Source organism: Kineothrix sp. MSJ-39, assembly GCF_018917935.1.
Lineage (GTDB): Bacteria > Bacillota > Clostridia > Lachnospirales > Lachnospiraceae > CAG-194.
This window is the reverse complement of the sequence record NZ_JAHLPN010000003.1, coordinates 1-25,726: the sequence shown is the minus strand read 5'-3', so window position 1 is coordinate 25,726 and position 25,726 is coordinate 1. Positions and strand designations below refer to the sequence as shown.

The 25,726-nt window shown below is 46.6% G+C and carries 23 protein-coding genes, 2 tRNA genes and 1 riboswitch; of the genes, 22 read left to right on the top strand and 3 right to left on the bottom strand.

Annotation, left to right across the window (positions count from 1 at the left end):
- Nucleotides 1-9: 9 nt before the first annotated feature.
- From guaB to pdxR, 5 genes are all read left to right on the top strand, one after another.
- Complete coding sequence (guaB, locus tag KQI22_RS03240; RefSeq protein ID WP_216550646.1) at nucleotides 10-1,464, top strand: IMP dehydrogenase; 1,455 nt, start codon at nucleotides 10-12, stop codon at nucleotides 1,462-1,464.
- Between the two features lie 38 nt (nucleotides 1,465-1,502).
- A complete protein-coding gene (locus KQI22_RS03235) occupies nucleotides 1,503-4,040 on the top strand; it encodes a sensor domain-containing phosphodiesterase (protein ID WP_253293488.1) in 2,538 nt (845 codons plus the stop codon).
- A gap of 78 nt (nucleotides 4,041-4,118) precedes the next feature.
- Nucleotides 4,119-5,819, top strand: a complete 1,701-nt coding sequence (locus KQI22_RS03230) for a glutamine--tRNA ligase/YqeY domain fusion protein (RefSeq protein ID WP_253293487.1) — start codon at nucleotides 4,119-4,121, stop codon at nucleotides 5,817-5,819.
- Between the two features lie 15 nt (nucleotides 5,820-5,834).
- Nucleotides 5,835-6,668 carry a DUF2225 domain-containing protein gene (locus tag KQI22_RS03225; protein WP_216550645.1) on the top strand — a complete coding sequence of 278 codons (834 nt, stop codon included), beginning with the start codon at nucleotides 5,835-5,837 and terminating at the stop codon, nucleotides 6,666-6,668.
- The gene (pdxR, locus tag KQI22_RS03220; RefSeq protein ID WP_216550644.1) at nucleotides 6,661-8,073 is read left to right on the top strand and encodes a MocR-like pyridoxine biosynthesis transcription factor PdxR; all 1,413 of its coding nucleotides are present in this window, start codon (nucleotides 6,661-6,663) and stop codon (nucleotides 8,071-8,073) included. Before KQI22_RS03225 ends, pdxR begins: the two co-directional genes overlap by 8 nt.
- Here pdxR and KQI22_RS03215 read toward each other — a convergent pair.
- Genes KQI22_RS03215 through KQI22_RS03205 form a run of 3 tightly spaced genes read right to left on the bottom strand, consistent with a single transcriptional unit; the run spans nucleotide 8,070 to nucleotide 9,675 of the window.
- Nucleotides 8,070-8,795: a DUF975 family protein gene (locus tag KQI22_RS03215; RefSeq protein ID WP_216550643.1), complete on the bottom strand. Its 726-nt coding sequence runs from the start codon at nucleotides 8,793-8,795 to the stop codon at nucleotides 8,070-8,072. The genes pdxR and KQI22_RS03215 overlap by 4 nt on opposite strands.
- A gap of 23 nt (nucleotides 8,796-8,818) precedes the next feature.
- Nucleotides 8,819-9,295, bottom strand: a complete 477-nt coding sequence (locus tag KQI22_RS03210; protein WP_216550642.1) for a hypothetical protein — start codon at nucleotides 9,293-9,295, stop codon at nucleotides 8,819-8,821.
- A complete protein-coding gene (locus KQI22_RS03205) occupies nucleotides 9,292-9,675 on the bottom strand; it encodes a hypothetical protein (protein ID WP_216550641.1) in 384 nt (127 codons plus the stop codon). Before KQI22_RS03205 ends, KQI22_RS03210 begins: the two co-directional genes overlap by 4 nt.
- Before the next feature lie 158 nt (nucleotides 9,676-9,833).
- On the opposite strand from KQI22_RS03205, the gene KQI22_RS03200 reads away from it, so the two are divergent.
- The 17 genes from KQI22_RS03200 to KQI22_RS03120 all read left to right on the top strand — a co-directional run bounded on the left by KQI22_RS03200 (nucleotide 9,834) and on the right by KQI22_RS03120 (nucleotide 25,535).
- Nucleotides 9,834-12,146, top strand: a complete 2,313-nt coding sequence (locus tag KQI22_RS03200; protein WP_216550640.1) for a glycoside hydrolase family 9 protein — start codon at nucleotides 9,834-9,836, stop codon at nucleotides 12,144-12,146.
- 17 nt (nucleotides 12,147-12,163) lie between these two features.
- On the top strand, nucleotides 12,164-14,491 hold the full coding sequence (locus tag KQI22_RS03195; protein WP_216550639.1) for a Tex family protein: 2,328 nt from the start codon (nucleotides 12,164-12,166) through the stop codon (nucleotides 14,489-14,491).
- Between the two features lie 66 nt (nucleotides 14,492-14,557).
- Nucleotides 14,558-14,690, top strand: a riboswitch (FMN riboswitch).
- 246 nt (nucleotides 14,691-14,936) lie between these two features.
- On the top strand, nucleotides 14,937-15,527 hold the full coding sequence (locus tag KQI22_RS03190) for an ECF transporter S component (protein WP_216550638.1): 591 nt from the start codon (nucleotides 14,937-14,939) through the stop codon (nucleotides 15,525-15,527).
- 140 nt (nucleotides 15,528-15,667) lie between these two features.
- Nucleotides 15,668-16,354 carry an ABC transporter ATP-binding protein gene (locus KQI22_RS03185; protein WP_022003703.1) on the top strand — a complete coding sequence of 229 codons (687 nt, stop codon included), beginning with the start codon at nucleotides 15,668-15,670 and terminating at the stop codon, nucleotides 16,352-16,354.
- A complete protein-coding gene (locus tag KQI22_RS03180; protein ID WP_216550637.1) occupies nucleotides 16,347-17,825 on the top strand; it encodes an efflux RND transporter periplasmic adaptor subunit in 1,479 nt (492 codons plus the stop codon). The genes KQI22_RS03185 and KQI22_RS03180 overlap by 8 nt, the downstream gene beginning before the upstream one ends.
- A gap of 12 nt (nucleotides 17,826-17,837) precedes the next feature.
- Nucleotides 17,838-19,079 carry an ABC transporter permease gene (locus KQI22_RS03175; RefSeq protein ID WP_216550636.1) on the top strand — a complete coding sequence of 414 codons (1,242 nt, stop codon included), beginning with the start codon at nucleotides 17,838-17,840 and terminating at the stop codon, nucleotides 19,077-19,079.
- A 117-nt stretch (nucleotides 19,080-19,196) separates the two neighbouring features.
- Nucleotides 19,197-19,805 carry a YcxB family protein gene (locus tag KQI22_RS03170; RefSeq protein WP_253293486.1) on the top strand — a complete coding sequence of 203 codons (609 nt, stop codon included), beginning with the start codon at nucleotides 19,197-19,199 and terminating at the stop codon, nucleotides 19,803-19,805.
- 92 nt (nucleotides 19,806-19,897) lie between these two features.
- Entirely contained in the window at nucleotides 19,898-20,332 is a 435-nt protein-coding gene (gene tsaE, locus KQI22_RS03165; protein WP_216550635.1) for a tRNA (adenosine(37)-N6)-threonylcarbamoyltransferase complex ATPase subunit type 1 TsaE, read from the top strand.
- The gene (tsaB, locus tag KQI22_RS03160) at nucleotides 20,329-21,042 is read left to right on the top strand and encodes a tRNA (adenosine(37)-N6)-threonylcarbamoyltransferase complex dimerization subunit type 1 TsaB (RefSeq protein ID WP_216550634.1); all 714 of its coding nucleotides are present in this window, start codon (nucleotides 20,329-20,331) and stop codon (nucleotides 21,040-21,042) included. Before tsaE ends, tsaB begins: the two co-directional genes overlap by 4 nt.
- Nucleotides 21,039-21,479 carry a ribosomal protein S18-alanine N-acetyltransferase gene (gene rimI, locus KQI22_RS03155; protein WP_216550633.1) on the top strand — a complete coding sequence of 147 codons (441 nt, stop codon included), beginning with the start codon at nucleotides 21,039-21,041 and terminating at the stop codon, nucleotides 21,477-21,479. Before tsaB ends, rimI begins: the two co-directional genes overlap by 4 nt.
- Before the next feature lie 85 nt (nucleotides 21,480-21,564).
- On the top strand, nucleotides 21,565-21,813 hold the full coding sequence (locus KQI22_RS03150) for a hypothetical protein (protein ID WP_216550632.1): 249 nt from the start codon (nucleotides 21,565-21,567) through the stop codon (nucleotides 21,811-21,813).
- A gap of 16 nt (nucleotides 21,814-21,829) precedes the next feature.
- On the top strand, nucleotides 21,830-22,744 hold the full coding sequence (locus tag KQI22_RS03145) for a ribonuclease Z (protein ID WP_216550631.1): 915 nt from the start codon (nucleotides 21,830-21,832) through the stop codon (nucleotides 22,742-22,744).
- A gap of 52 nt (nucleotides 22,745-22,796) precedes the next feature.
- On the top strand, nucleotides 22,797-23,384 hold the full coding sequence (locus KQI22_RS03140; RefSeq protein WP_216550630.1) for a DUF6715 family protein: 588 nt from the start codon (nucleotides 22,797-22,799) through the stop codon (nucleotides 23,382-23,384).
- Nucleotides 23,385-23,386: 2 nt separating this feature from the next.
- On the top strand, nucleotides 23,387-24,445 hold the full coding sequence (tsaD, locus tag KQI22_RS03135) for a tRNA (adenosine(37)-N6)-threonylcarbamoyltransferase complex transferase subunit TsaD (protein WP_330623252.1): 1,059 nt from the start codon (nucleotides 23,387-23,389) through the stop codon (nucleotides 24,443-24,445).
- On the top strand, nucleotides 24,446-25,162 hold the full coding sequence (gene ispD / locus KQI22_RS03130; protein WP_216550629.1) for a 2-C-methyl-D-erythritol 4-phosphate cytidylyltransferase: 717 nt from the start codon (nucleotides 24,446-24,448) through the stop codon (nucleotides 25,160-25,162).
- A 145-nt stretch (nucleotides 25,163-25,307) separates the two neighbouring features.
- Nucleotides 25,308-25,393, top strand: a tRNA-Ser gene (locus KQI22_RS03125).
- A gap of 53 nt (nucleotides 25,394-25,446) precedes the next feature.
- Nucleotides 25,447-25,535: transfer RNA gene (locus tag KQI22_RS03120), tRNA-Ser, on the top strand.
- Nucleotides 25,536-25,726: the final 191 nt, after the last annotated feature.

Genomic DNA, 25,726 nt, shown 5'->3' with positions numbered 1-25,726 from the left:
AAAAGAAAAATGGCACAGATTATTGGTGACGGCATTACATTTGACGATGTTCTTTTAGTACCGGGTTACTCTCAGGTAATCCCAAATCAGGTAGATTTAAGTACGAATCTGACAAAGACGATCAGATTGAACATTCCGATGATGAGTGCAGGTATGGACACAGTAACAGAGCATCGTATGGCAATCGCAATGGCCAGACAGGGTGGTATCGGAATCATCCATAAAAATATGTCGATCGAGGCACAGGCTGAAGAAGTTGACAAGGTAAAACGTTCTGAAAACGGTGTCATTACAGATCCATTTTCTCTGACTCCTGAGCATACATTGAAAGATGCAGACGAGCTGATGGCGAAGTTCCGTATTTCCGGTGTTCCGATCACGGAGGGACGTAAACTTGTTGGTATCATCACAAACCGTGATCTGAAATTTGAAACGGATTTTAGTAAAAAGATCAAAGAATCCATGACTTCCGAAGGGCTGGTTACAGCAAAGGAAGGCATTACATTGGAAGAGGCAAAGGCAATTCTTGCAAAGGCAAGAAAAGAAAAGCTTCCGATCGTAGATGATGATTTTAATCTGAAAGGTCTTATTACAATTAAGGATATTGAGAAAACAATCAAATATCCTCTTGCAGCAAAGGATAAACAGGGCAGACTGCTTTGCGGTGCCGGTGTCGGTATCACAGCAAATGTACTTGACAGAGTGGCAGCACTTGTTGAATCCAAGGTTGATGTAGTTGTTCTTGACAGTGCACACGGACATTCAGAAAACGTACTCAGATGTCTGCGTATGATCAAGGAAAATTATCCGGATCTGCCGGTTATTGCAGGTAATGTTGCAACAGCAGAAGGCACAAAGGCTCTGATCGAAGCCGGCGCAGATGCGGTAAAGGTTGGTATCGGACCTGGTTCCATCTGTACAACCAGAATTGTATCCGGTATTGGTGTACCGCAGATCACAGCGATCATGGATGCATATTCCGTAGCAAAAGAATATGGTATTCCGATCATTGCAGACGGTGGTATCAAGTATTCAGGCGATATGACAAAAGCCCTTGCAGCAGGCGGCAGTGTCTGCATGATGGGTAGTATTTTTGCAGGATGTGACGAAGCGCCTGGTACTTTTGAACTATTCCAGGGCAGAAAATATAAAGTATACCGTGGTATGGGTTCTATTGCAGCAATGGAAAACGGAAGCAAAGACCGTTACTTCCAGTCAGATGCAAAGAAACTGGTACCGGAAGGTGTGGAAGGTCGTGTAGCATATAAGGGAAGTGTAGAAGATACTGTATTCCAGTTAGTTGGTGGTATCCGTTCCGGTATGGGATATTGTGGTACACCTTCTATCCCTGAACTGCAGGAGAGAGGCAGATTTGTGAAGATTTCCGCAGCAGCCTTAAAGGAAAGTCATCCACATGATATTCATATTACAAAAGAGGCACCAAACTACAGCGTAGAACAGTAGAAAGTGCCAAAAGAACAATGTAAGGTGAGGTTAGGTTCATGCAGGCATTTGATCGTGAAAAGTTACAGAAAATACAGGATGGGATAGCAGAACTTGCAGGAATATATCTGTACTGTGTTGATGCGGACGGAAACGCTGTTACAAAGCTGTCAGGTGAACCGAAAGAAGGAGAACGATTACTTCAGCTGATCGGTAAAGAAAATATAGAAGCATTGTATAACAGACTGTGCAGTTCATCTCTGGAAGACCAGATCATAGAAGACACATCTTACGAGAATGTTAAGACAGCAGCTGTTACGGTAAGAAAGGAAGGCAAGCCAACTATGTGTTGGCTTGCTTATTGCGTTTTAGAAAAGGAATTCACAAAGAGAGGGCATTATGCGGACGGTTTCCTGCATGTGACAAGCGAGAGTGCATTTACACAGGCACTTGACCTGCTTCGCATGTGGCTGACAGAAGAGGAAAAAGAACAGGCAGAAAAATGGGGACTTGGCAGGATCGTAAAGCTTCTTCTGGACCGAAGCCCATTTGAACAGCTGGCAGGACAGTTGTTGCAGCTGATGCAGGAAAAGCTGACAGTCAGCAATATGCAGTTGTTGAAACTTTCCAAAGATGGGAAAATGTATTCTGTTATAGCTGAGACTTCCGCATATCCGTCTCTCTTACAGGCAGCATGCGGAGAAACAATGAAACCGGAACCGGTATGTGGCAGTGAAGCGGTGATCATATCCGGTGCTGAGGAGGCAGATGGACAGACAGCGGTATTTTTGAAAGAGGCAAAGATCAGTTCTCTGATCACGGTTCCGATCAGTATCCGTGGCACGATCAGTATGTATCTCTGCGTGCTTATGGCAAGGCAGGAGCATAAATGGTCGGCTGAGGAGATCCGGTATACGACAGATATGGCAAAGGTGCTGCAGAGTATACTGGATAACAGGATCGCCCGTAATTCTATTGTAAGTTCCTATCAGTCTCTGACACAGATTTTAAATACAGTGGGGAGTTGTATTTACGTAAGAGATAAAGAAACCGGACAGGTGCTGTTTTGTAATGATCTGATGCAGCACGAATTTGAACAGGAACTGAAAAAGGGTACGATCAACAGATTGCTGGAGCAGGCAGAAAGTGCTCTTGTGAAGAATGGTTATTATGAACTGAAGCATCCTTCCAGAAAGCACTGGTACGATCTGCATCAGACAGAGATTGACTGGGTAGATGGCAGAAAAGTATCTTTCAGTGCATTATATGATATTACAGATAAAAAGCTGTACCAGCGCAAGATCGAGCAGCAGGCATACACAGATTTCCTGACAGGATTGTATAACCGTATGTGTTGTGAACGGGATCTGGCGCAGTATATTGAAAAAGCAGAGGCTGATAGTGGACGGGGCGGACTGCTTTATCTGGATCTGGATGATTTCAAGCATATCAATGACGGTCTGGGGCATCAGTACGGAGATGTGCTGCTGAAGTCCATTTCCCACAGCCTGCAGCGGATCCCTGAGATACATAATACGTGCTACCGTATGGGCGGTGATGAATTTGTCATTGTCGTACCGCCGGAAAGCATTACAAGGTTTGACGGAATTGTGGAAGAGATCAAGGCAATCTTCTCCAAACCATGGTTCTTAAAAAATGCGGATTATTACTGTACAATGAGTATGGGTATCTGCTATTTCCCGGAGGATGGCAGCAGCGTGCAGGATCTGATCAAGAAAGCGGATATCGCTATGTATGAAGCCAAAAAGAGTGGCAAAAACAGAGTGGCGGTATATTCCGATAATATCAGTTCCATTTCCAATAAACGATTGGATATGGAAAAAAATATGCGTGATGCGACAGCAGGTGATTACAGAGAGTTTGAGGTTTATTATCAGCCGATCATTGATATCCAGAAGGAAGGAACGCCATGTGTGGGTGCGGAGGCACTGGTCAGATGGAATTCCGCAACGCTCGGCTTTATTCCGCCATCCGATTTTATTCCGCTGGCAGAGTATCTCGGACTGATCAATCCGATCGGAAACCATGTCATGAAGGAAGCATGCAAGGCATGCAAATACTGGAATACACACGGACATCCTGAGTTTAAGGTCAATGTCAATCTGTCTGTCGTGCAGCTTTTGCAGACGGATATTGTAGAAACCATAGAAGAAACGATTCGCCAGTCTGGGATTGATCCACACAATCTGACGCTGGAAGTAACGGAAAGTCTTGCAATCAATGATATGGAGCGTATGAAAAAGATCCTGAATCAGATCAGAGGTCTGGGCGCGCGGATCGCGCTGGATGATTTCGGAACAGGCTATTCTTCCCTGAACCATATCCGGGAGATCCCATTGGATGTGATCAAGGTGGATCAGAGCTTTGTATCGGATCTGACGGAGGACTCTTATTCTCAGTCGTTTATCAAGATGGTTGCGGAGCTGGCAGGTGCGATCGGTGTCAGTATCTGTATCGAGGGAATTGAAACAAGAGAGCAGTACAAGGTACTGGAGGGCATGAAGGTGCGGCTGGTGCAGGGTTACTATTTTGACCGCCCGATGACGCGTAAAGATTTTGACGAGAAATATATTTAATTTAAGCCGCATTTATGCTATCATAAGGAGAAATGACAAAAGAAAAGCGGCAGAGGATTTGACACGAGGAGGAGCTTTATGGAAAATAACGAGATGACAGAAAAGACAGAAGAAAAAGAAGTTGTTTCCAGAAATTTTATTGAACAGGAAATTGATAAAGATCTGGCAGAGGGCGTTTATGATACGGTACACACCAGATTTCCACCGGAACCGAACGGATATCTGCATATCGGACATGCCAAGAGTATTCTTTTGAACTACGGACTGGCACAGGAATACGGCGGAAAGTTCAATATGCGTTTTGATGATACCAATCCGACAAAAGAAAAGTCAGAATTCGTAGAGTCTATCAAAGCTGATATCAAATGGCTCGGGGCTGACTGGGAAGACCGTCTCTTCTTTGCATCCGATTATTTCGATCAGATGTATGAAGGCGCAGTAAAACTGATCAAAAAGGGCAAAGCATATGTTTCCGATCTGAGTGCGGATGAGATCCGTGCTTACAGAGGCACACTGACAGAGCCGGGTAAGAAAGATCCATACAGTGACAGAAGTATTGAAGAAAATCTGGAACTGTTTGAAAATATGAAAAACGGTATGTATGAGGATGGTGCAAAGGTACTGCGTGCCCATATCGATATGGCATCTCCGAATATCAATATGCGTGATCCGATCCTGTATCGTGTGGCACATATGACACACCATAATACAGGCGATAAATGGTGCATCTATCCGATGTACGATTTTGCACATCCGATCGAAGATGCGATCGAAGGAATCACACATTCTATCTGTACACTGGAATTTGAAGATCACCGTCCATTATATGACTGGGTTGTCAGGGAGCTGGAGTATCCGCATCCACCGAGACAGATCGAATTTGCAAAGATGTATCTGACAAATGTTGTGACCGGTAAGCGTTACATCAAGAAGCTGGTAGAAGATAAGATCGTAGATGGCTGGGATGATCCGCGTCTGGTATCGATCGCAGCACTCAGAAGACGAGGCTTTACACCGGAGTCCATTAAGAAGTTCGTAGAGCTCTGTGGTGTGTCTAAGGCTAACTCATCAGCAGAATATGCAATGCTGGAGTATTGTGTCAGAGAAGATCTGAAGCTGAAACGTCCGCGTATGATGGCTGTGCTTGATCCGATTAAGTTAGTTATCGACAACTATCCGGAAGGTCAGACAGAAATGCTGGAAGCTGCCAATAACATGGAAAATCCGGAGCTTGGTTCGCATCAGGTACCGTTTGGCAGAGAATTATATATCGAACGGGATGACTTCATGGAAGAACCGCCGAAGAAATATTTCCGCCTGTTCCCGGGCAATGAAGTCAGACTGATGCATGCATATTTTGTAAAATGCACAAGCTTTGAAAAGGATGAAAACGGAAAGGTAACAGTAGTACATTGTACCTATGATCCTGCGACAAAGGCGGGTTCCGGTTTCACAGAACGTAAAGTAAAAGGCACCATTCACTGGGTTCCTGCAAAGGAAGCAGTAAAAGCAGAGGTGCGTTTATATGAAAACCTGGTAGATGAAGAGAAGGGTGTTTACAACAAGGAAGACGGCAGTCTGAATCTGAATCCGAATTCGCTGACTGTCCTGAAAGACTGCTATATAGAACCGGCGATCGCAGGCGCAAAAGCTTACGAGAGTTTCCAGTTCGTAAGAAACGGTTTCTTCTGTGTGGACTATAAAGATTCCAAAGAAGATGCGCTGGTATTTAACAGAATTGTTTCTCTGAAGAGCTCCTTCAAGCTGCCAAAGGCGTAATGGAGGAGGACAAAAATGGGTATCTTATCGGGGCTGAAACAATTTGGACTGGGGGAATTGGAAAATGCTTCTTTATATGAGAAGCCGGATCCAAAAGATATCAAAAAGGATACAGATGCTCCTGTAATAAAAGAAGCAGATATATTGTTTGATAAAAAATATGTCTGCCCGATCTGCGAGGCAGAATTTAAATCCAAGACGATCCGTGCAGGTAAGGCGAGAAGGCTGGGAACAGATCAGGATCTGCGCCCGAGATATGAAGGGATCGATGTGGTCAAATATGATCCGATCGTTTGTCCGCATTGTGGCTATGCAGCACTTGGCCGCTACTATGAGCTGACATCCAGCATGCAGGCAAAAATGATCCGCGCGGGAATCTGTGCCCATTATAAGCCGGTGCAGATGGACGGTGAGATCTATACGTATGAGCAGGCACTGGAACGTTATAAGCTGACGCTGGCAAATGCGATCGTCAAGAAGGCAAAAGCAAGTGAGAAGGCTTATATCTGTCTGAAATCATCCTGGCTTCTGCATGGTATGCTGGAAGAGACAGCAGAGACGGATCCAAAGCCGGAACTTTTGCAGGAAGAGCGGGAATATCGTCAGAGCGCGCTGGAAGGTTTCCTGGCAGCAAGACAGTCGGAAGCTTTTCCAATCTGTGGCATGGATGAGCTGACGGTAGATTATCTGATCGCAGTGCTGTCTATGGAATTTGAACACTATGATGTGGCAGCAAAGCTTTTATCCGGTATTCTGGTATCGCCGGCTGCAAATAAACGGATCAAAGACAGAGCAAGAGATCTGAAGGACGATTTGAGGAAAAAAATGAAGGAACAGAAAAATGGATAATCTGCTGATCGTATTAGATCCGGACAATAAAAAACATTTATATGAACAGATATATGATCATATCAAAAAAGAAATCAGAGAAGGGAAGCTGCGCTATGGAGAGCGGCTTCCCTCTGCTCGTTTATTGGCACAGCAGCTCCAGATTTCAAGATCGACCGTGGATCTGGCATATGGACAGCTTGTCTCTGAGGGATATTTGGAAGCAAAACCCTGTCAGGGATATTTTGTCAGCCATGTGGAAGATTTGTACCATATCAGCCGGGAGAGCGACGGAATACAGGAAGAGGAACAGAAAGAGACACAAAGACAGCAGACGGATGACAGCTTTCTCTGCGATTTTTCGCCGAATACGATCGATATGTCTTATTTTCCGTTTTCCACATGGAAGAGAATCCACAGGCAGGTGCTTCTGGATGAACAGGAAAACGTACTGCGTAAAGGGAATCCCAAAGGCGATGAAAGACTGCGCCGGACGATCGCACATTATCTGCATGCTTCCCGCGGCGTTAATTGCAGTCCGGAACAGATCATCATCGGTGCGGGAAATGATTATCTGCTGCTGTTGCTGCAAAAGCTGTTTGGAGAGATGCGGACAGTTGCAATGGAAAATGAAACATATCTGCGTGCCTACCGGATTTTCTGCAGTAATGCTTACCGGATCTGTGTGACTGATATGGATGAAAAAGGAATGCGCGCTGCTGCGTTGGAACAGACAGAGGCGGATCTTGCCTATGTGATGCCTGCGCACCAGTTTCCGACCGGAGCCGTGATGCCTGTGGGAAGACGGCTGGAGCTGCTTGCATGGGCAAAGGAGAAGGAAAACAGATACCTGATCGAGGACGATTATGACAGTGAGTTCCGATATAAGGGAAAACCGATCCCTGCCCTGCAGTCTTTAGATCAGCAGGAGAAAGTCATTTATATGGGGACCTTTTCCAAGTCGATCGCCCCCGCGATCCGTGTCAGTTATCTGGTGCTTCCCAGACGGCTTCTGACGCTTTACGAGCAGAACTGCAGCTTTTTGTCTTCTACCGTATCACGGATCGATCAGGCAGTTTTGAACAGGTTTATTGCAGAAGGATATTTTGAACGGTATCTGAATAAAATGAGAAAGGTATATCGTCAGAAACAGGAAAAAATGCTGGAATGTCTGGAACCGTTCCGTGACCTTTTTACGATCACGGGCGAAGAGGCGGGACTGCATATGCTGCTTATGCCAAAGGATGAAGCAGTGACGGAGCGGCAGCTGATACGGAAAGCACAGCAGCAGGGCTGCAGAGTGTATGGGCTCTCCGATTATCAGATCATAAAAAAAGAGACCCATCGGGTCATGCTTGGTTATGCCTCCCTTTCCCTCTCCGAGATAGAAGAAGGAATGGGACTGCTTGAAAAAGCATGGCTTTAGATCTCTTCCGGCTTTGGAGCTGTCAGCTCCAGATAATAATTGGTCTTAGTTGCTGTAAAATAAGGATACGCCCAAAGGATACCGATCCCAAACGTCAGTACAACGAGAAGCCAGATCCCGATAAAGCTGACCAGCAGGTAGAAATAACTGCCGGCGTGTCCTTTCATTAAGGCTCTGCTGTGCTTTAAAAGCTGCAGTGCTGATTCATCCGGGTAATCCGTGATCAGGTAAAGAGCCTGCGAATACCAGATCGACAAAAGGATTGACATCACAAGAAAGAAGATGCCGGTTGCTGCAACGAGCAGGGACAGGTAATAGTTTTTGGTATACGCCATAAGCAGGCATGACAGGATAAACGGAATGCCTGTCAGAAGACACAGACCAAAGATGATCAGATGTACAAGGATCGCATGGTCTGCCAGTCCGTGAAAGCCTGTCCACATATCTTTGACATAATAGGGAAGACCACGGGCAATGTTTTTATAAAGCTGGTTCTGTCCGGTGATGAAGATCGCGGACAATAACAGCAGGATAAAATAGATCAGGTAATAAATGCCCATGCCTGCACCTGTGTTTAAATTGACCTGTGCCTGTGCAAAGGTCATGCAGCCGGATAAGAAAAACTGCATGATCAGATAGGCAAGGATCACTGTCTTATATTTCCCGAGAAGCTGCTGTCTGGCATCTGCCTTTAAAGCAGCAGAAGATTTTATCTGTTTCATTTCTGAATTGTCTCCCAACGTAATTAGCAGGCAAGATCAAGATTCTGCCCTGTATAACGCAGGCTGTCCTGGATCTTTTTCTGTTTTTGATATGGATTTTCCTCATTTGTGTAGGAAATTTTGGTGGTGGTTTCGCCACCGGCAATATAGCTTGTACCGCATTCCGGGCAGATGGCAGTCCTGAGACTGACACTTGCCTGCAGCACTTTGCCACCATCCGTAGCGGCCTTTTTAAACGCATTGGAGACATGCTCCTGTTCATGCGCGCGAACAGCCGATGCGGAAGCGGAAGGCGAAATATGTGAGGCGGATTTAAAGGATACCATCTCGTCGGATCCGTCCTGGTACTTACGCTCCTTGCAGGTTTCACACTCTGCAGGGGAGGATTTACGCCCGGGCGCAGTTACCTCAGACTCACCGGGATTTTTCACAGAGCCTGTCTGTGTCTGTATTCCGTAATAACCGCCATATGGCTGAAAAGCACCGATCGTCATACTCATAGATCCAGTCCCCTTTCTTTCAGCATATCGTCAAAGGTTTCACCGTACATCTGCTGTGACATATCGTTAAGCTGCTGTCTGTAATCCGGATTGGAGAACATCATATAACATGCTGCTCCTGTGATGATGACAGACAGGAAGATCCCGATTACCGAAGTGATGATGCCTGCCTTGCAGATCGCCTGCATTTTGCGCTCCCGTCCTTTGGAAAGGATGGCAAATAAAATACTGAGACCGCCCGCCGGCAATGCAATGAAAAACATGGAGCAGGTTGCGATCGCGATCATACCAAAGCAGAGAGATAATATGGTAAAGCTGTTGCTTTTAGCGGAATAAGTTTTGCCCGGCTCCTGCACAGGCTGATTTTGCATTTCTTCCATAAATAATAACTCCTGCTAAAGATCAATATAGTTTTCCTCATCATAACACGAAAATTTCATTGAATAAAGCACTTTTTTTTATTATACTTGATGGAGGGAAAACAGTCTGGCGGGTTACAGATCGGAAGGAGTCTTTCCCGGAAAGGTATGGAGGAAACATGAAAAGAAAACTGATGATGGCGCTGCTGTGTGCATCGCTGACAGTATCGCTTCTGGCATGCGGAAAGCGGGAGACTGCGGAAGAAACCGTACAGACAGAGAGCGTGGAAGAGACGGATACGGCGTCTGATGAACCGGAGGAGGCAACGGACGAAACCGAAAAAGAGGAGCCGGCAAAAGAAGAAAGCAAAGAGGATGAGCTTCCGGTCGGCAATATGATCAAAAACGGGGATTTCAAGAGCGGAACAGATAGATGGAACACCTATAAGAACGGTGGCGAGGCATCGCTTCGTACCAACGATGACGAGCAGCTTGAGGTCGATATCACGGATGTCGGCAATCTGGATTACAGTGTGCAGCTTTATTATGATGGCTTCCGTCTGGATACGGGTGTTACCTATAAATTCGCATTTGATCTTGCTGCCAGCAAACCGAGAACGGTCGTATGGCGTCTGCAGATCAATGGCGGCGACTACCATGCTTATTTTACGGACACGATCGCTGCAACAGAGGAAATGCAGCATTATGAATATGAACTGACAATGGAAGAGGTCAGTGATCCTTCTCCGCGTCTTTGCTTTAACCTCGGTACTTATGAGGGAGACGGAGATCTGGGTGAGCATATCGTGACACTGGATAATGTGGATCTGGAGATCACGGATGCTTCCAACAGAGCAGCAGAAGCGGAAGAAATCGAGACACCTGACATTAATATCAATCAGGTCGGCTATCAGCCGGGTGACATCAAGATCGCAACCTTCCGCGGCGATGAGATCGGTGACAGTTTTGAAGTGATCGATACTGCGACAGGCAAGAGTGTATTTACCGGACAGATCACCAAAGCGGAGAAAAATATTTCTTCGAGGGAAAACTGTGCAACAGGAGATTTTTCTTCTGTGATCCAGCCGGGTACTTATCAGATCAAAAATGATGCATGCGGAGAATCCTACGAATTTAAAATTGGGGACGATGTATATCGGGATCTGTTAAAGGATGCAGTCAGAATGCTGTATCTGCAGCGCTGCGGCGAAGAGCTTTCCGAAAAGCAGGCAGGTGATTTCGCACATCCTGCATGTCATACGGGAGAAGCGGTTGTTTACGGAACGGATGAGAAGAAGGATGTAACGGGCGGCTGGCATGATGCAGGCGACTACGGCAGATATGTGGTATCCGGTGTAAAAGCAGTTGCTGATATCTTACTTGCCTATGAAAATTACCCGGATGTATTCGGGGATGATATGGATATCCCGGAGAGCGGAAACGGAACACCGGATGTTCTGGATGAAGCACGTTATGAGCTTGACTGGATGCTGAAGATGCAGGACAGTGCAAGCGGCGGTGTTTATCATAAGGTAACCTGTGCTAACTTCCCAAGCACGGTGATGCCACAGGAAGAAACAGAGCAGCTTATTCTTTCTCCGATCTCGACTGCAGCAACGGGAGATTTCGCAGCGGTGATGGCAATGGCTGGCAGAGTTTATAAAGAGGTTGATGCTGCTTTTGCGGATACCTGTTTAAAGGCGGCAGAGAAAGCAATCGGCTATATGGATGCCAATGCGGATGCAGACAGAGAAGGCTTCAAGAATCCGCAGGAGATCGTGACCGGCGAATATCCGGATACCGTTGTAAAGGATGAATATTTCTGGGCACTTGCAGAGCTTTACAAAACAACCGGCGATAAGAGCTATGAGGAACATCTGAAGCAGTTTGGCAGCGTCGGCGCGACCGGCGGACTGGGCTGGGCAAATGTGGATTTCTATGGCATGTACACGTATCTGACCTGTGAACAGACCGACGCGGATTTTGCGGATAAGCTCATGAAGAAGTTCTCGTTCGCACTGGATAATATGCAGGAGGCACTGGATGCGGACGCTTACGGTTCTACCATTAAGGGCGCATATCCGTGGGGATCCAATATGACCATTGCCAACAATGGCATGCTGTATCTGATGATGGAGCAGCTCGGTACAAAAATGAAGCTGCAGAGCGGTGTAAACCTTTCCAATGCACAGCGTCAGCTTTCTTATCTGCTGGGTACAAATGCAAACAGTTACTGCTTCGTAACCGGCTATGGATCTCTGTCACCGGAGCATACACATCACAGACCTTCCCAGGCGTTGGGAGAAACCATGAAGGGCATGCTGGTCGGCGGACCGGATTCCAATCTGGAAGATCCGTATGCAAAAGCAACCCTGAAGGGACAGGCAGCAGCAAAATGCTATGCAGATAATGAACAGAGCTATTCCTGCAATGAGGTAACGATCTACTGGAACTCACCGCTGATCTATTTGCTTGCAGGTATTATGAAATAAAAAAATGGAGATATAAAATGGACATCAGTGCAAAACTAGCAGAAGAATTAAATATCAAAAAAAGTCAGGTAGAGGCAACGGTCAAACTGATCGATGAGGGAAACACCATTCCCTTTATTGCCAGATACCGGAAAGAAGTGACAGGCGCGTTAAATGATGAGATCCTGCGTAATCTCTACGAGCGTCTTACCTACCTCCGCAATCTGGAGGATAAAAAACAGAGTGTTCTGGGCAGTATCGAGGAACAGGGCAAGCTCACAGAAGAACTGAAGGCAAGGATCGAAGCGGCAGAGACACTCGTCGTGCTGGAGGATCTGTACCGCCCTTATAAGCAGAAGCGTAAAACAAGAGCTTCCGTTGCAAAGGAAAAAGGTCTGGAGCCGCTTGCTGCATACATTCTGGAGCAGAATGCAACTGCGCCGCTGACAGAGACCGCTGAGGCTTACGTGGATGCGGAAAAAGGCGTTGCGGACGCCAAAGAAGCGATCGATGGGGCAAAAGATATCATTGCAGAGCAGATCTCCGATGAAGCGGATTACCGCATCTACATCCGTAATCTGACCTTTGAAGAAGGAAAGATCGTCAGCACTGCCAAGGATGAAAAAGAACAGAGTGTTTACGAAAATTATTATGCCTATGAGGAGCCGGTCAAAAAAGTGGTCGGCCATCGAATTCTGGCGCTCAACCGTGGCGAAAAAGAAAAGATGCTGATCGTAAAGATAGAAGCACCGGAAGAACGTATCCTGCGTTATCTGGAAAAGCAGGTCATTACAGCGGATAACCCTGTGACAACACCGGTTCTGACTGAGGTCATTGCAGATGCCTATACAAGACTGATCGCACCGGCGATCGAGCGTGAGATCAGGAATGAACTGACAGAGAAAGCGGAGGACGGTGCGATCACTGTTTTTGGCAAGAATCTGGAGCAGCTTCTGATGCAGCCTCCAATCGCGGGCAGAGTTGTGCTGGGCTGGGATCCGGCGTTCCGTACCGGCTGTAAGCTGGCTGTTGTGGATGAGACCGGAAAGGTGCTGGATACAACGGTTATTTTCCCGACTGAGCCACAGAACAAAGTAAAAGAATCGAAAGAAATATTGAAAAAGCTGATCAAAAAATATCATGTATCCCTGATCTCCGTCGGAAACGGAACTGCTTCAAGAGAATCCGAGCAGGTGATCGCAGAGCTTCTGAAGGAGTTGGATACCAAGGTGGAATATGTGATCGTCAATGAGGCGGGCGCATCTGTCTATTCGGCTTCCAAGCTGGCAACGGAAGAGTTTCCGCAGTTTGACGTGGGACAGAGAAGTGCGGCTTCGATCGCCAGAAGACTGCAGGATCCGCTGGCAGAACTTGTAAAGATCGACCCGCAGTCGATTGGTGTCGGACAGTATCAGCATGATATGAACCAGAAAAAGCTGTCAGAAACTCTGACAGGTGTTGTAGAGGACTGCGTGAATAAGGTCGGTGTTGACCTGAATACGGCTTCTGCACCGCTGCTTTCCTATATCTCCGGCATTTCCAAGGCAGTTGCCAAAAATATCGTGGATTACAGAGAAGCGAACGGCAGATTTACAAACCGTAAGCAGCTTTTGAAGGTTGCCAAGCTCGGGCCGAAAGCATATGAGCAGTGTGCGGGTTTTATGCGGATCCAGGGCGGGGACAACCCGCTGGATGCGACAAGTGTTCATCCGGAATCTTATGGTGCGGTACAGCAGCTTCTGACCAAAACAGGGCTGACGATGGAAGAGATCAGACAGTCCGCAAAAGAACTGGAAAAAGCAAAACAGACCGTAAAGAAACAGCCGGTGAAAAAAGAAAAGAAGGTTGTGATCCGCAATACCGGTACAGCTATGGGAAAAGCACTGGCGCAGGCAATGGGCTCTGTCACACTGGCAGAGGATAAAAAAGAAAATAAACAGTCTCAGGCAAAAACTTCTGTTCTGATGCAGAAGGTTGGAGATAAGAAAGCACTGGCAAAGGAACTGGGCATCGGTGAGCTGACACTGGACGATATCCTGAAGGAGCTGGAAAAACCGGCAAGAGATCCGCGTGAGGATATGCCGCGTCCGCTGCTGCGCAGTGATGTCATGGATCTGAAAGATCTGAAGCCGGGCATGGTATTAAAAGGCACCGTCCGTAATGTCATTGACTTTGGTGCGTTTGTTGATATCGGTGTGCATCAGGACGGACTGGTACACATTTCCCAGATGACGGATAAATATATCAAGCATCCGCTGGAAGCTGTCAGCGTCGGAGATGTGGTAGATGTTGAGGTCATGAGCGTGGATATCCCGAAAAAGAGGATCCAGCTCACGATGAAGCTGTCCAACAAGAATAAGGGTTGACGGATAAAACATTTGCGACTATACTAAAGTGCGAAGGCGAAAGCCGAAAATAAAATATACAAATGTGAAGTTCTTCGGGGTTGGGTGCAATTCCCTACCGGTGGTGATGCCTTAGTGCGAGTCCACGACCCGGTGTATAACCGGCTGATTTGGTGCGAATCCAAAACCGACAGTAAAGTCTGGATGAAAGAAGAAATGAAAGCGACGTAACGTCGTGTTTTTCTTGTGCAATATGCCCCGTATCAGAAGATACGGGGCTATTTTGATAGCGAGGAAGGAAATCAAGCGCACGAAATGCATTTGATTTCACCCGAGCGTACAACGAGAAAATCTGGGAACGCGTAAGCGTGACTGACTGCGAAGCAGGCAGGATTTTCGAGTCAGTTATGAAGATGGTATCAAGCTGTTACAAGAAAAAAGAAGGACTCCACAAAAGGAGGACAAAATGAACAACAAAAGATTTTCACCACGCAACATGGCAATGATCGGAATGCTTTCCGCCATTTCCTTTATCCTGATGTTTCTGGAATTTTCCATTCCCATCATGCCAAGCTTTATCAAGCTGGATCTGTCCGAGCTTCCGGCGCTGATCGGTGCATTTGCCATGGGACCGGCAGAGGGCGTTCTGATCTGTCTGTTCAAAAACCTGATCCACTTAATGCGGACATCGACAGGTGGTGTGGGAGAACTCAGTAACTTTATTCTGGGTGCGATCTTTGTCTTTGTGGCAGGTCTTATTTATAAGCTGCACAAAAACAGAAAGGGCGCTCTCATAGGTTCTCTCGTGGGAGCACTTGCCATGGCAGTCATCAGTGTGATCTCCAACTATTTTCTGGTGTATCCGTTCTATACGAATTTTATGCCGATGGAAGCGATCATAGCTGCTTATCAGGCAATCTATCCGGGCACCAAGAATCTGCTGCAGGCACTTGTGATCTTTAATATGCCGTTTACGTTTGTAAAGGGGCTTCTGGATGTGCTTGTGACATTTCTGATCTATAAAAGGATCTCCCCGATCATTAAGGGAAATCGATAAGAAGGTTTCTTAAGAAAATCTTCACAAAATATAAGGCATTTCTTACGGAAATGTAAGTTGACAAGAGAAACCATTTGTATTATTGTACTACATGAATAATACAGATGGTTTCTTTTATATTTATGAAGGAAAGGAAAAATATGAGTGCATTAGTGGAAATTCAGGATATCAGTAAGATCTACAATCCTGGTGAAAATGAAGTCAGGGCACTGGATCATATCAGCCTGACCATTCAGAAGGGCGAATTTGTGGCAATTATCGGGCAGTCCGGTTCCGGAAAATCGACTCTGATGAATATGATCGGCTGTCTGGATGTGCCGACCGAGGGAACTTACATATTAAACGGACAAAATGTGTCAAAGCTGTCTGACAATGAACTGTCGGATATCAGAAATCAGGAGATCGGGTTTATCTTTCAGGGCTTTAATCTGATCGCCAATCTGACAGCGCAGGAAAATGTGGAACTGCCGCTGATCTACAGAGGAGTTCCGAAGAAAGAGAGACATGAGCTTTCCGTAGCAGCTCTCAAAAAGGTAGGGCTTGCGCACAGAATGGATCACAGACCTTCCGAGATGTCTGGTGGACAGCAGCAGAGAGTGGCGATCGCCAGAGCAATCGCACAGGCACCGCCGGTCATTCTGGCAGATGAGCCGACCGGTAATCTGGATTCGGCATCCAGTATGGAAATTCTGGATATTTTAAAGCAGCTCCATGCGGAAAACAGAACCGTGATTCTGATCACGCATGATAATGATATCGCAAAACAGGCAAAAAGAGTTATCCGCATCAAGGATGGCAAGATAGAAAGGGATTATGAAAATGAGTAAAAAAGAAAAGCAGGAAACAAAAACAGGAAAAAAGAAGATTAAGACCTGGCAGATCGTAACGGCTGTTTTTGCTGTGATCTTGCTGGTTCTTCTGGTGCGTATCGTAAAACAGTCCATGGGAGCAGTGGCAGCCGGTACACCGGTGACAACTGTGCAGGCACTGAAGGGTGATCTTACCCAGACGGTGGATACATCAGGTTCTGTGGCATCTGAGGAAAGCAAAACATATTTTGCACAGGTAGGAGCGATGATCGGAGAACTGAACGTAAAAGCAGGTGACAGCGTAAAGGCAGGGGATCTGCTTTTAAGCTACGATACGACGGATCTGGAACAGGCACTGAAACAGACGGAACTGGAAGCACAGGCCAGCGAATACGGTGCGGACATCACGGTGACAACCGTGGAGCATGCGCAGCAGAAAGCAGCACAGGCACAGACAGATTACGATGATTCTTTAAAATATATTGCCCATTATACAGAATGTGTGGGACAGCTGACAGACCAGCTCAATAAAGCCGGTGCGCTGCAGGAGGATCAGGCAGCACTGCAGGCAGAGATCAAGGAATTGACAGCTAAGGTGGAGAAGGATGATACAGATAAAGAATCTGCCAAGGCATTAAAGAAGAAAACAAAAGAGCTGGAAAAGGTAGAGAAAAAACTGGCTGAGTATGATGTGGATAATTTAAAATCCGCACTGGAAACCTGTCAGGGGGATCTGGCGGAATACAAGGCATTGAAAGAGCAGTATGATACTGCAAAAGAACAGGATCCGACAGCAGGGCTGCAGAAAAAGCAGCAGGCAGTCGTCAAGGAATCCGCACAGCTGACAGAGGAAAAGGCAAAAGCGGAGCTGGAAAAGGCAAAAGCCGGTGTAACAGCAGACTTTAACGGTATTGTGACAAATGTAGCGGCCGTGCAGGGACAGACAGCGGTAGAAGGGGCGGAGCTTTTTACGATCCAGAATGCAGATGCACTCAAGGTTTCCCTTGCTGTTTCCAAATATGATATCGAGAAACTGGAAATCGGACAGAAAGCAGACATTACGATCAACGGAAAATCCTATACAGGGGAAGTAAGCAATATCAGTAAGGTAGCATCCACGAACAATGCAGGCGCTGTTGTGATCGATACGGATATCCATATCGATAATCCGGATAACAGTATCGTACTGGGTGTGGAAGCCAAGGTTTCCATCAAAACGGCAGAAGAAAAGAATGTGCTGCTTGTACCGATTGCAGCAGTGAATTATGCCAGTGACGGTGTGTTCTGCTATGTGGCGGAAGACGGCGTGCTTGTGCGAAAAGAAGTGGAAACAGGTATCAGCAGTGATGAATATGTACAGATCCTGTCAGGACTTTCCGAGGGTGATGCGGTCATTACGGATGTGACAGGCGATATGACAGAGGGCATGGCTGTGACACCGGTCAGTGCAGACGAGGCAGATGCGCAGAATGCACAGCAGGCAGAGTAATGGGAGGCTAGTATGGCACAGCTTTTTGAATACATAAAAATGGCTCTGATGAATATCAGAAGCAATAAGGGAAGATCGATCCTGACCATGCTTGGTATCATTATCGGTATTTCCTCTGTGATCATGGTCATTTCCATAGGTAACGGTCTTTCTTCCCAGGTCAGTGATGAATTGAACAATCTGGCAGGCGGACAGCTGTATTTTTATTCCGGTGGATCGATGGGAGATACACAGCCGGATAATGAAGAAACGGTGGAATTTACCACGGAGGATTTTGATCTGATCGAGGAGAAGATCGAACATGTAAAAGGTGTCAGCCCGAACTATCAGACATATGGAACCGCACAGGGACCGAAAGGAAATTTTGATGCGTATTTGTACGGTGGTACAGTGGCACAGCAGTATTTATATAATGATCCGATCATCAAGGGAAGATATTTCACAAAAGCAGATTACGAAGCGGCCAATAAAGTATGCGTGATCCGGGAAAACAGCGCGATCGCCATGTTTGGTACGACGGATGTGCTTGGCAGAACTTTTGAAGTGACAATAGATGGTATCACGATGGAATCCACGATCGTCGGAATCCGGCAGGACAGTGCGTCCTCAGCCATCAGTTCTATGCTGACGAGTTTTGACCAGGTCGAGATGGAAGTGCCGCTGACAACAATGGGAGCTGCATTTGGCTATTATATTGATACCTTCCAGGGCTTTTACGTATTTACAGACGGACCGGAATATGCAACAGCGGCAGCAGGTGCGGTCATGCGCCTGATGCGTTCTGTGCACCACGTATCAGCGGATTCCAACAGTATCCAGATGCAGGATTTCAATGATTCCATGAGCAGTATCACACAGGTCCTTTCCTACATTACGATATTCGTTGTATTTGTAGCGGCGATCTCTTTGCTGGTAGGCGGTATCGGCGTTATGAACATCATGCTCGTATCGGTAACGGAACGTACCAGAGAAATCGGTATCCGTAAATCACTGGGTGCCAGAACGGGTTCGATCATGCTGCAGTTTCTGTCAGAATCTGCGATCATCACATTGCTGGGTGGTGTGATCGGTATTATCCTGGGCGTGCTTGGCGCCAATGTTGTCTGCGGACTCATGGGATTTACTGCATCCGTATCACCGCTGACGGTGCTTATCACAACGCTGTTTTCTTCGGGTGTTGGTCTGTTCTTCGGTATTTATCCGGCAAAGAAAGCGGCAAAACTGAGCCCAATCGAAGCACTCAGACACGAATAAACGAAAAAGTTCATGATTTCTTTATAAAAAGTGCAGGCGTATTTGCTTGCACTTTTTTTCTGTCTATACTATGATGTAGCAGAAAAGAAACAAAGCCAGACGGGAAGGAGTGCTTTCATGGCAGAAGAAATGAAAGATTTATTGCAAAATAACGCGCCGGAGCATACGGAGGCAGTGACAGAGACTGCGGCAGAAGGAACGGAAAATGCGGAAAGACCGAGAGTTTCCATGCCGGCAAAGGAAGATATTTTATACGAAGTGGATGTGCATATGAATACTTCTGTTCTTTATGATTATATGCTGCGCCATACCTATACAAGTCCGGGCGGGCTGATCGCAACGATCATTGGTGTATTTGCCATTATCTTTGCAATGAAAAATGCAGGCGTTTTATATCTGATCGCAGGTATTGTGATCATTTTATATCTGCCGTGGAATCTTTATTTAAGCGCCAAAAGGCAGGCACTTACAAATGAGGCATTTAAAAAGCCGCTTCATTATATATTTACAAAAGAAGGCATTTATGTTTCACAGGGGGATCAGGTGGAAATGCAGCGCTGGGAGAATATGCATCAGGCTGTTGCAACCGGAAAAAGCATCATCATTTATACATCTAAGGTTAATGCTTCCATATTTCCGCGTGCGGATCTTGCGGAAAATACCGTGACGGTGATCGAACTGATCTGTCGTTATATGGATCCGAAAAAGGTAAAGATCCGTCAGTAATACAGGAAAGCCGGAAAGGTGGCATATACAGATGTCACAGATTGTGGTATACTATAAATTTGTAGAAGACTGACGACAGACAAGGTGAAAATATGATACTCGATAGTTATAAAGAAGAGGATACCTTTTCCTTTGGGGAAGAACTCGGGAAAAAAGCGGTACCCGGTGAGATTTATGCACTCTGCGGTGATCTTGGTGTGGGTAAGACTGTTTTTACCAAGGGACTTGCAAAAGGACTGGGGATCACGGAATCTGTGTGCAGCCCGACTTTTACGATCGTACAGATCTATGAAGAAGGCAGACTGCCACTTTATCATTTTGACGTATACAGGATCGGAGATCCGGAAGAGATGGATGAGATCGGTTATGAGGATTATTTCTACGGAGACGGTGTCTGTCTTGTGGAATGGGCAGGGCTTATCAAAGAACTGATGCCGGCAAATACCAAATGGATCACGATCGAAAAGGATCCGGAAAAAGGCTTTGCCTACAGAAGGATCACAGTAGAAGAAGGCGGTGCAGTATGAGAATCGTAGCAATAGACAGTTCGGGGCTGGTTGCCAGTGTGGCGATCCTCGAAAATGACAGTATTCTTGCAACGTACAGCGTGAATTATAAAAAAACACATTCGCAGACACTGCTTCCGATGTTGCAGGAAATCATGCAAATGACAGAATTTGATAAATCAACCATTGATGCGATCGCAGTGGCAAAGGGACCGGGTTCTTTTACCGGATTGCGGATCGGCTCAGCGACGGCAAAGGGACTTGGGCTTGCGCTTGGAAAACCGATCATCGAAGTGCCGACTGTGGATGCACTTGCCTATCAGCTGTATGGTATGCCGCTGATCTGTCCGATGATGGATGCCAGAAGGCAGCAGGTTTATACGGGACTTTACGGTTTCAGTTCCATAGAGCAGGGAATGGAGTTTCAGGTAATAGAGCCGCAGTGCGCGATTGGCGTGGAAGAGATTATTGAAAAGATCAACAAAAGAGGGCAGCAGGTTGTCTATCTCGGCGACGGTGTGGCGGCTTATGAAGCGCTGATCAAAGAACAGACGAAGGTGCCATATGTGTTTGCACCTGCTAATTGCAACAGACAGAGTGCAGCAGCAATTGCCGTACTTGCCAAAAGCTATTATGAACGAGGCGAATATGTTACGGCAGCGGAACACAGACCGGATTATCTGAGACTGTCCCAGGCAGAGAGAGAACGAATGGAGAAGATGCAGAAGTGATCGTATTTCGTGAAATGATGCTTTCGGATGTGGAACAGATCTCTGCCATGGAAGAGGCTTATTTTTCAATGCCGTGGAGTAAGCAGGCACTGTCTGAGGCAGCAGCCGGTGACCAGACCTTTTACATGGTTGCGGAGGATGTGGCAGATGGCAGAATTGTTGCCTACTGCGGGCAGTACTGTATCATGGACGAGGGAGATATCAATCAGGTTGCGGTGCATGAGGCTTACCGCAGGCAGGGAATCGCTGCAAGGCTTTTGCGGGAATTTATGCAGGAGAGTGAAAAAAGAGGCGTTCATGCATTTACTTTAGAGGTGCGGGTGTCAAATACGGCTGCGATCCGGCTGTATGAATCCTGTGGATTTCAGATCGAGGGCACCAGAAAAGGCTTTTATGACAAGCCGAAAGAAGATGCGTATATCATGTGGAAACGTTAGCCAGTGCTAACAATAATTACCTGTGGTTATTCTTTTTTGTTCAGGCTAAAATGGAGAAAACAGAAGAAGCCTTGGAGGAACAAAAATGAAGATATACGATGAAAATAAAAAACTGAAAAAAATGTTTTGCAACCAGTGTGGCAGACAGCTCAGAACGGAAAACGGAATGCTGCTGGAAGCCGCATATGAAGGACGGCAGAACTTTGGATATTTTTCACATAAAGATGGTGTAACACACAGCTTTGACCTGTGTGAAGCCTGCTATGATAAGCTGATAGGGACTTTTGTGATCCCTGTGACGGAGAAGGAAGAATTTGAGTGGCAGGCAGAATAAGAGTTGAGGATAAGAGATGATAGATGTTTGTTTGCTGGGAACGGGCGGAATGATGCCACTTCCTTACCGCTATCTGACAGCAATGATGGCGCGCTATAACGGAAAGAGTATACTGATCGACTGCGGAGAAGGCACGCAGATCGCCATGAAGCAGAAGGGCTGGAGCCCTAAGCCGATTGATGTGATCTGCTTTACGCACTTTCACGCAGATCATATCAGCGGACTGCCGGGCATGCTCCTGACAATGGGAAATGCGGAACGGACAGAACCGCTTCTGATCATTGGACCAAAGGGGCTGGAAAAGGTTGTCGGTGCGCTGCGGATGATCGCGCCGGAGCTCCCGTTTGAACTCAGATTCCATGAGCTTTCACAGCCGTTTGAACAGATCGATATGGGAGATTACCGGATCGAGGCGTTCCGTGTCAATCACAATGTGATCTGCTACGGCTATAACCTGATCGTGGAAAGAGCAGGCAGATTTCAGGTGGAAAAGGCAAAGATACTTGGCTTACCGGTACAGCTCTGGAATCCGCTCCAAAAAGGCAATGTTGTAGAATTTGAAGGAAAAACCTATACACCGGATATGGTGATGGGAAGTCCGCGTAAGGGAATCAAGGTGACCTACTGCACGGATACCAGGCCGACCAGATCCATTGAAGAAAACGCTGCACATGCGGATCTTTTTATCTGCGAAGGCATGTACGGCGAACCTGACAAACAGCAAAAGGCAAGGGAACATAAGCATATGACCTTTTATGAAGCCGCGAATCTGGCAAAGGCGGCAGAAGTATCCCAGATGTGGCTGACACATTACAGTCCATCCCTGCCATGGCCGGACCAGTATCTGCCACAGGTGACAAAGATCTTCCCGAATGCGATCACGGCAAAGGACGGACAGACAATAGAACTCGATTTTGAAGAAGAAAACTAGAGAAACAGAAATGACGCGGATTATATAAACCGCGGGAAAGGAGAGATAGCATATGAAAAAATCACATAATATCAAAGGCATCCTTCTGGCTGTTGTTATGCTGTTTCTGATCGTGGGCTATTACTATTATCTCTCCAATCGCAATGTCTCTCAGGCAGAGGATGCGGACCGTGAACTGCAGACGCTGACAGCTACACAGGAAGTACTGACAAGAGATCTGGAAACGAATTATCCGCCGACACCGCGAGAGGTCGTAAAGTACTTCAGCCAGATCACACAATGTTTTTACAATGAAGACAATACAGAGGAAGAAGTTGAACAGCTTGGAAATAAGATCCGGGAGCTGTATGATGAAGAACTTGTAGCCAATCAGGATGAGGAACGGTATCTTTCAGCGTTGAAAAAAGATATTGAAGAGTTTAAAGAGAAAAAGAGGACGATCGTCAGCTATGCACCATCCTCCAGTGTGGATGTAGAGACCTTCACGCAGGACGGATATGACTGGGCGCGCCTTTACTGTTTATATGGAATTAAGCAGGATGGACTGCTGTATAATTCCAATATAGTATTTGTCCTGAGAAAAGATGAGAATTCTCATTATAAGATCTATGGATGGAAACTGGTACAAAAGGATAACTAGATATGGAAATGAAGAAAACGGAATTGGAAACGGAAACAAAACAAAAAGACATTCTGATCCTCGGGATCGAAAGCTCCTGTGATGAAACAGCAGCTTCCGTTGTCAAAAACGGACGGATGGTGCTGTCCAATGTGATCTCGTCTCAGATCGACCTGCATACGTTATACGGCGGTGTCGTACCGGAGATCGCTTCCAGAAAGCATATTGAACGGATCAATCAGGTGGTCACACAGGCACTTGCGGATGCTGGTGTGACTCTGGACGATATCACTGCCATCGCGGTTACATACGGACCGGGATTGGTGGGTGCGCTTCTTGTCGGTGTGGCGGAAGCAAAAGCGATCGCATTTGCAGCGGACAAGCCACTTGTCGGTGTCCATCATATCGAGGGGCATATCAGTGCCAACTTTATTGAACACAAAGAACTGGAGCCGCCATTTGCCTGTCTTGTGGTATCGGGCGGACATACCCATCTTGTTGTCGTGAAAGATTACGGAGAATATGAGATCATTGGCAAGACTTGTGATGATGCGGCAGGAGAAGCGTTTGACAAGGTGGCAAGAGCGATCGGACTTGGTTATCCGGGCGGTCCGAAGATCGACAAGGTAGCAAAGGAAGGTAACCCGGAGGCAATTCATTTTCCGCGTGCCAAAGTGGGCGAAAACGCATATGATTTCAGCTTCAGCGGCTTAAAGTCTGCTGTGCTGAACTATCTGAATGCCTGTGAAATGAAGGGCGAGTCTGTCAATACGGCAGATGTGGCTGCTTCTTTCCAGAAGGCGGTCACAGATGTGCTGGTGGAGCATGCCATGCACGCCTGTGAGCAATATGGCTTCAAGAAGTTTGCAATCGCAGGTGGTGTTGCATCCAATTCAGCTCTGCGCGCTGCGATGGAAGAGGCCTGTGCAAAAAGGCATATTACTTTTTATCGCCCGTCGCCTGTTTTTTGTACCGACAATGCGGCTATGATCGCAGTGGCAGGTTATTACGAATATTGTAAAGGGACGAGAAGCGGATGGGATCTGAATGCGGTTCCGAATCTGAAACTGGGGGAGCGATAAGTGAATACAGAAAAAACAGCAGCCATTGTATTGGCTGCAGGACAGGGAAAACGAATGCAGGCGGGTCAGCCAAAGCAGTTTATGCTGCTGGGTGGCAAGCCTGTTCTATATTATGCGCTGGCGGCGTTTGAAAAAAGTGAGGTAGATGAGATCATCCTGGTAACAGGTGCGGATGAGATCGACTATTGCCGGGCGGATATCGTGGAGCGTTATGGTTTCCATAAGGTAACGCAGGTCATCGCAGGCGGAAAAGAACGGTATCACTCTGTAGCCTGTGGGCTTAAGGCACTTAAGCAGAGCGGCTGTGATATCGTGCTGATCCATGACGGTGCCAGACCTTTTGTAACGGAAGAGATGATCCGGCAGATGATCGCGGAAACAAAGGTATATCATGCCTGCGTAACGGGAACGCTTGTAAAGGATACGATCAAGATCGCGGATGCGGAAGGCTTTTGTGCCACAACGCCTGACCGGAAAAAGGTATGGGCGGTACAGACACCGCAGTCATTTTCCTATCCTTTGGTGCTGGGGGCTTACGAAAAGCTGCTGGCAGAGGAAGAAAATCTGCTGCAGGCAGGGGTATCTATTACGGATGATGCCATGGTCGTAGAGCGGATGACTTCCCAGAAGGTAAAGCTGGTGGAAGGCAGTTATCGCAATATCAAACTGACGACACCGGAGGATATGATCGTGTGTGAAAGTTATCTGCAGGAATAAAACGTGTCGAAAAAACTGCATACGATACAAAAATGTCGTAAAACAAAAGCAATTTAAAAAAAATCAAAAAAAGTGAAAAAAGATGTTGACACTTTAGGATTCGTTTGCTAGAATAATCCTTGCGCTGACCGAGAGGTAAGCGAATGGAGAGGTATCGAAGTGGTCATAACGAGGCGGTCTTGAAAACCGTTTGTCCGCAAGGGCGCGTGGGTTCGAATCCCACCCTCTCCGGTCGGGAATTATCCCGCAGAGGTAATTTAAGATAGTAACTTATTCAGCTATTTGGAGAAGTACCCAAGAGGCTGAAGGGGCTCCCCTGGAAAGGGAGTAGGTCGTTAATAGCGGCGCGAGGGTTCAAATCCCTCCTTCTCCGTTGGTATTTCTTAACATGAATTACCTTACAGAACCTTGACAAATAAACAGCAATGCAACCCTGAAAATTCTAAAAAAGAATTGTTCAGAGAACAAAACCTAAACAAAGTAAATTAACGGTTAAACTTAGCTAGAGTTAATTTTGACCAAAGATCAAAACTTAAACATGAGAGTTTGATCCTGGCTCAGGAT

Coding starts and splice junctions, on each gene's coding strand:
- KQI22_RS03205 (WP_216550641.1), bottom strand. CDS start 9,675: ATGGAAGAAATGCAAAATCAGCCTGTGCAGGAGCCGGGCAAAACTTAT.
- KQI22_RS03150 (WP_216550632.1), top strand. CDS start 21,565: ATGAAGATATACGATGAAAATAAAAAACTGAAAAAAATGTTTTGCAAC.
- KQI22_RS03215 (WP_216550643.1), bottom strand. CDS start 8,795: ATGAAACAGATAAAATCTTCTGCTGCTTTAAAGGCAGATGCCAGACAG.
- KQI22_RS03140 (WP_216550630.1), top strand. CDS start 22,797: ATGAAAAAATCACATAATATCAAAGGCATCCTTCTGGCTGTTGTTATG.
- KQI22_RS03195 (WP_216550639.1), top strand. CDS start 12,164: ATGGACATCAGTGCAAAACTAGCAGAAGAATTAAATATCAAAAAAAGT.
- KQI22_RS03175 (WP_216550636.1), top strand. CDS start 17,838: ATGGCACAGCTTTTTGAATACATAAAAATGGCTCTGATGAATATCAGA.
- pdxR (WP_216550644.1), top strand. CDS start 6,661: ATGGATAATCTGCTGATCGTATTAGATCCGGACAATAAAAAACATTTA.
- KQI22_RS03230 (WP_253293487.1), top strand. CDS start 4,119: ATGGAAAATAACGAGATGACAGAAAAGACAGAAGAAAAAGAAGTTGTT.
- KQI22_RS03235 (WP_253293488.1), top strand. CDS start 1,503: ATGCAGGCATTTGATCGTGAAAAGTTACAGAAAATACAGGATGGGATA.
- KQI22_RS03210 (WP_216550642.1), bottom strand. CDS start 9,295: ATGAGTATGACGATCGGTGCTTTTCAGCCATATGGCGGTTATTACGGA.
- KQI22_RS03180 (WP_216550637.1), top strand. CDS start 16,347: ATGAGTAAAAAAGAAAAGCAGGAAACAAAAACAGGAAAAAAGAAGATT.
- guaB (WP_216550646.1), top strand. CDS start 10: ATGGCACAGATTATTGGTGACGGCATTACATTTGACGATGTTCTTTTA.
- KQI22_RS03170 (WP_253293486.1), top strand. CDS start 19,197: ATGGCAGAAGAAATGAAAGATTTATTGCAAAATAACGCGCCGGAGCAT.
- KQI22_RS03225 (WP_216550645.1), top strand. CDS start 5,835: ATGGGTATCTTATCGGGGCTGAAACAATTTGGACTGGGGGAATTGGAA.
- KQI22_RS03185 (WP_022003703.1), top strand. CDS start 15,668: ATGAGTGCATTAGTGGAAATTCAGGATATCAGTAAGATCTACAATCCT.
- KQI22_RS03145 (WP_216550631.1), top strand. CDS start 21,830: ATGATAGATGTTTGTTTGCTGGGAACGGGCGGAATGATGCCACTTCCT.
- KQI22_RS03200 (WP_216550640.1), top strand. CDS start 9,834: ATGAAAAGAAAACTGATGATGGCGCTGCTGTGTGCATCGCTGACAGTA.
- KQI22_RS03190 (WP_216550638.1), top strand. CDS start 14,937: ATGAACAACAAAAGATTTTCACCACGCAACATGGCAATGATCGGAATG.
- tsaE (WP_216550635.1), top strand. CDS start 19,898: ATGATACTCGATAGTTATAAAGAAGAGGATACCTTTTCCTTTGGGGAA.
- tsaD (WP_330623252.1), top strand. CDS start 23,387: ATGGAAATGAAGAAAACGGAATTGGAAACGGAAACAAAACAAAAAGAC.
- tsaB (WP_216550634.1), top strand. CDS start 20,329: ATGAGAATCGTAGCAATAGACAGTTCGGGGCTGGTTGCCAGTGTGGCG.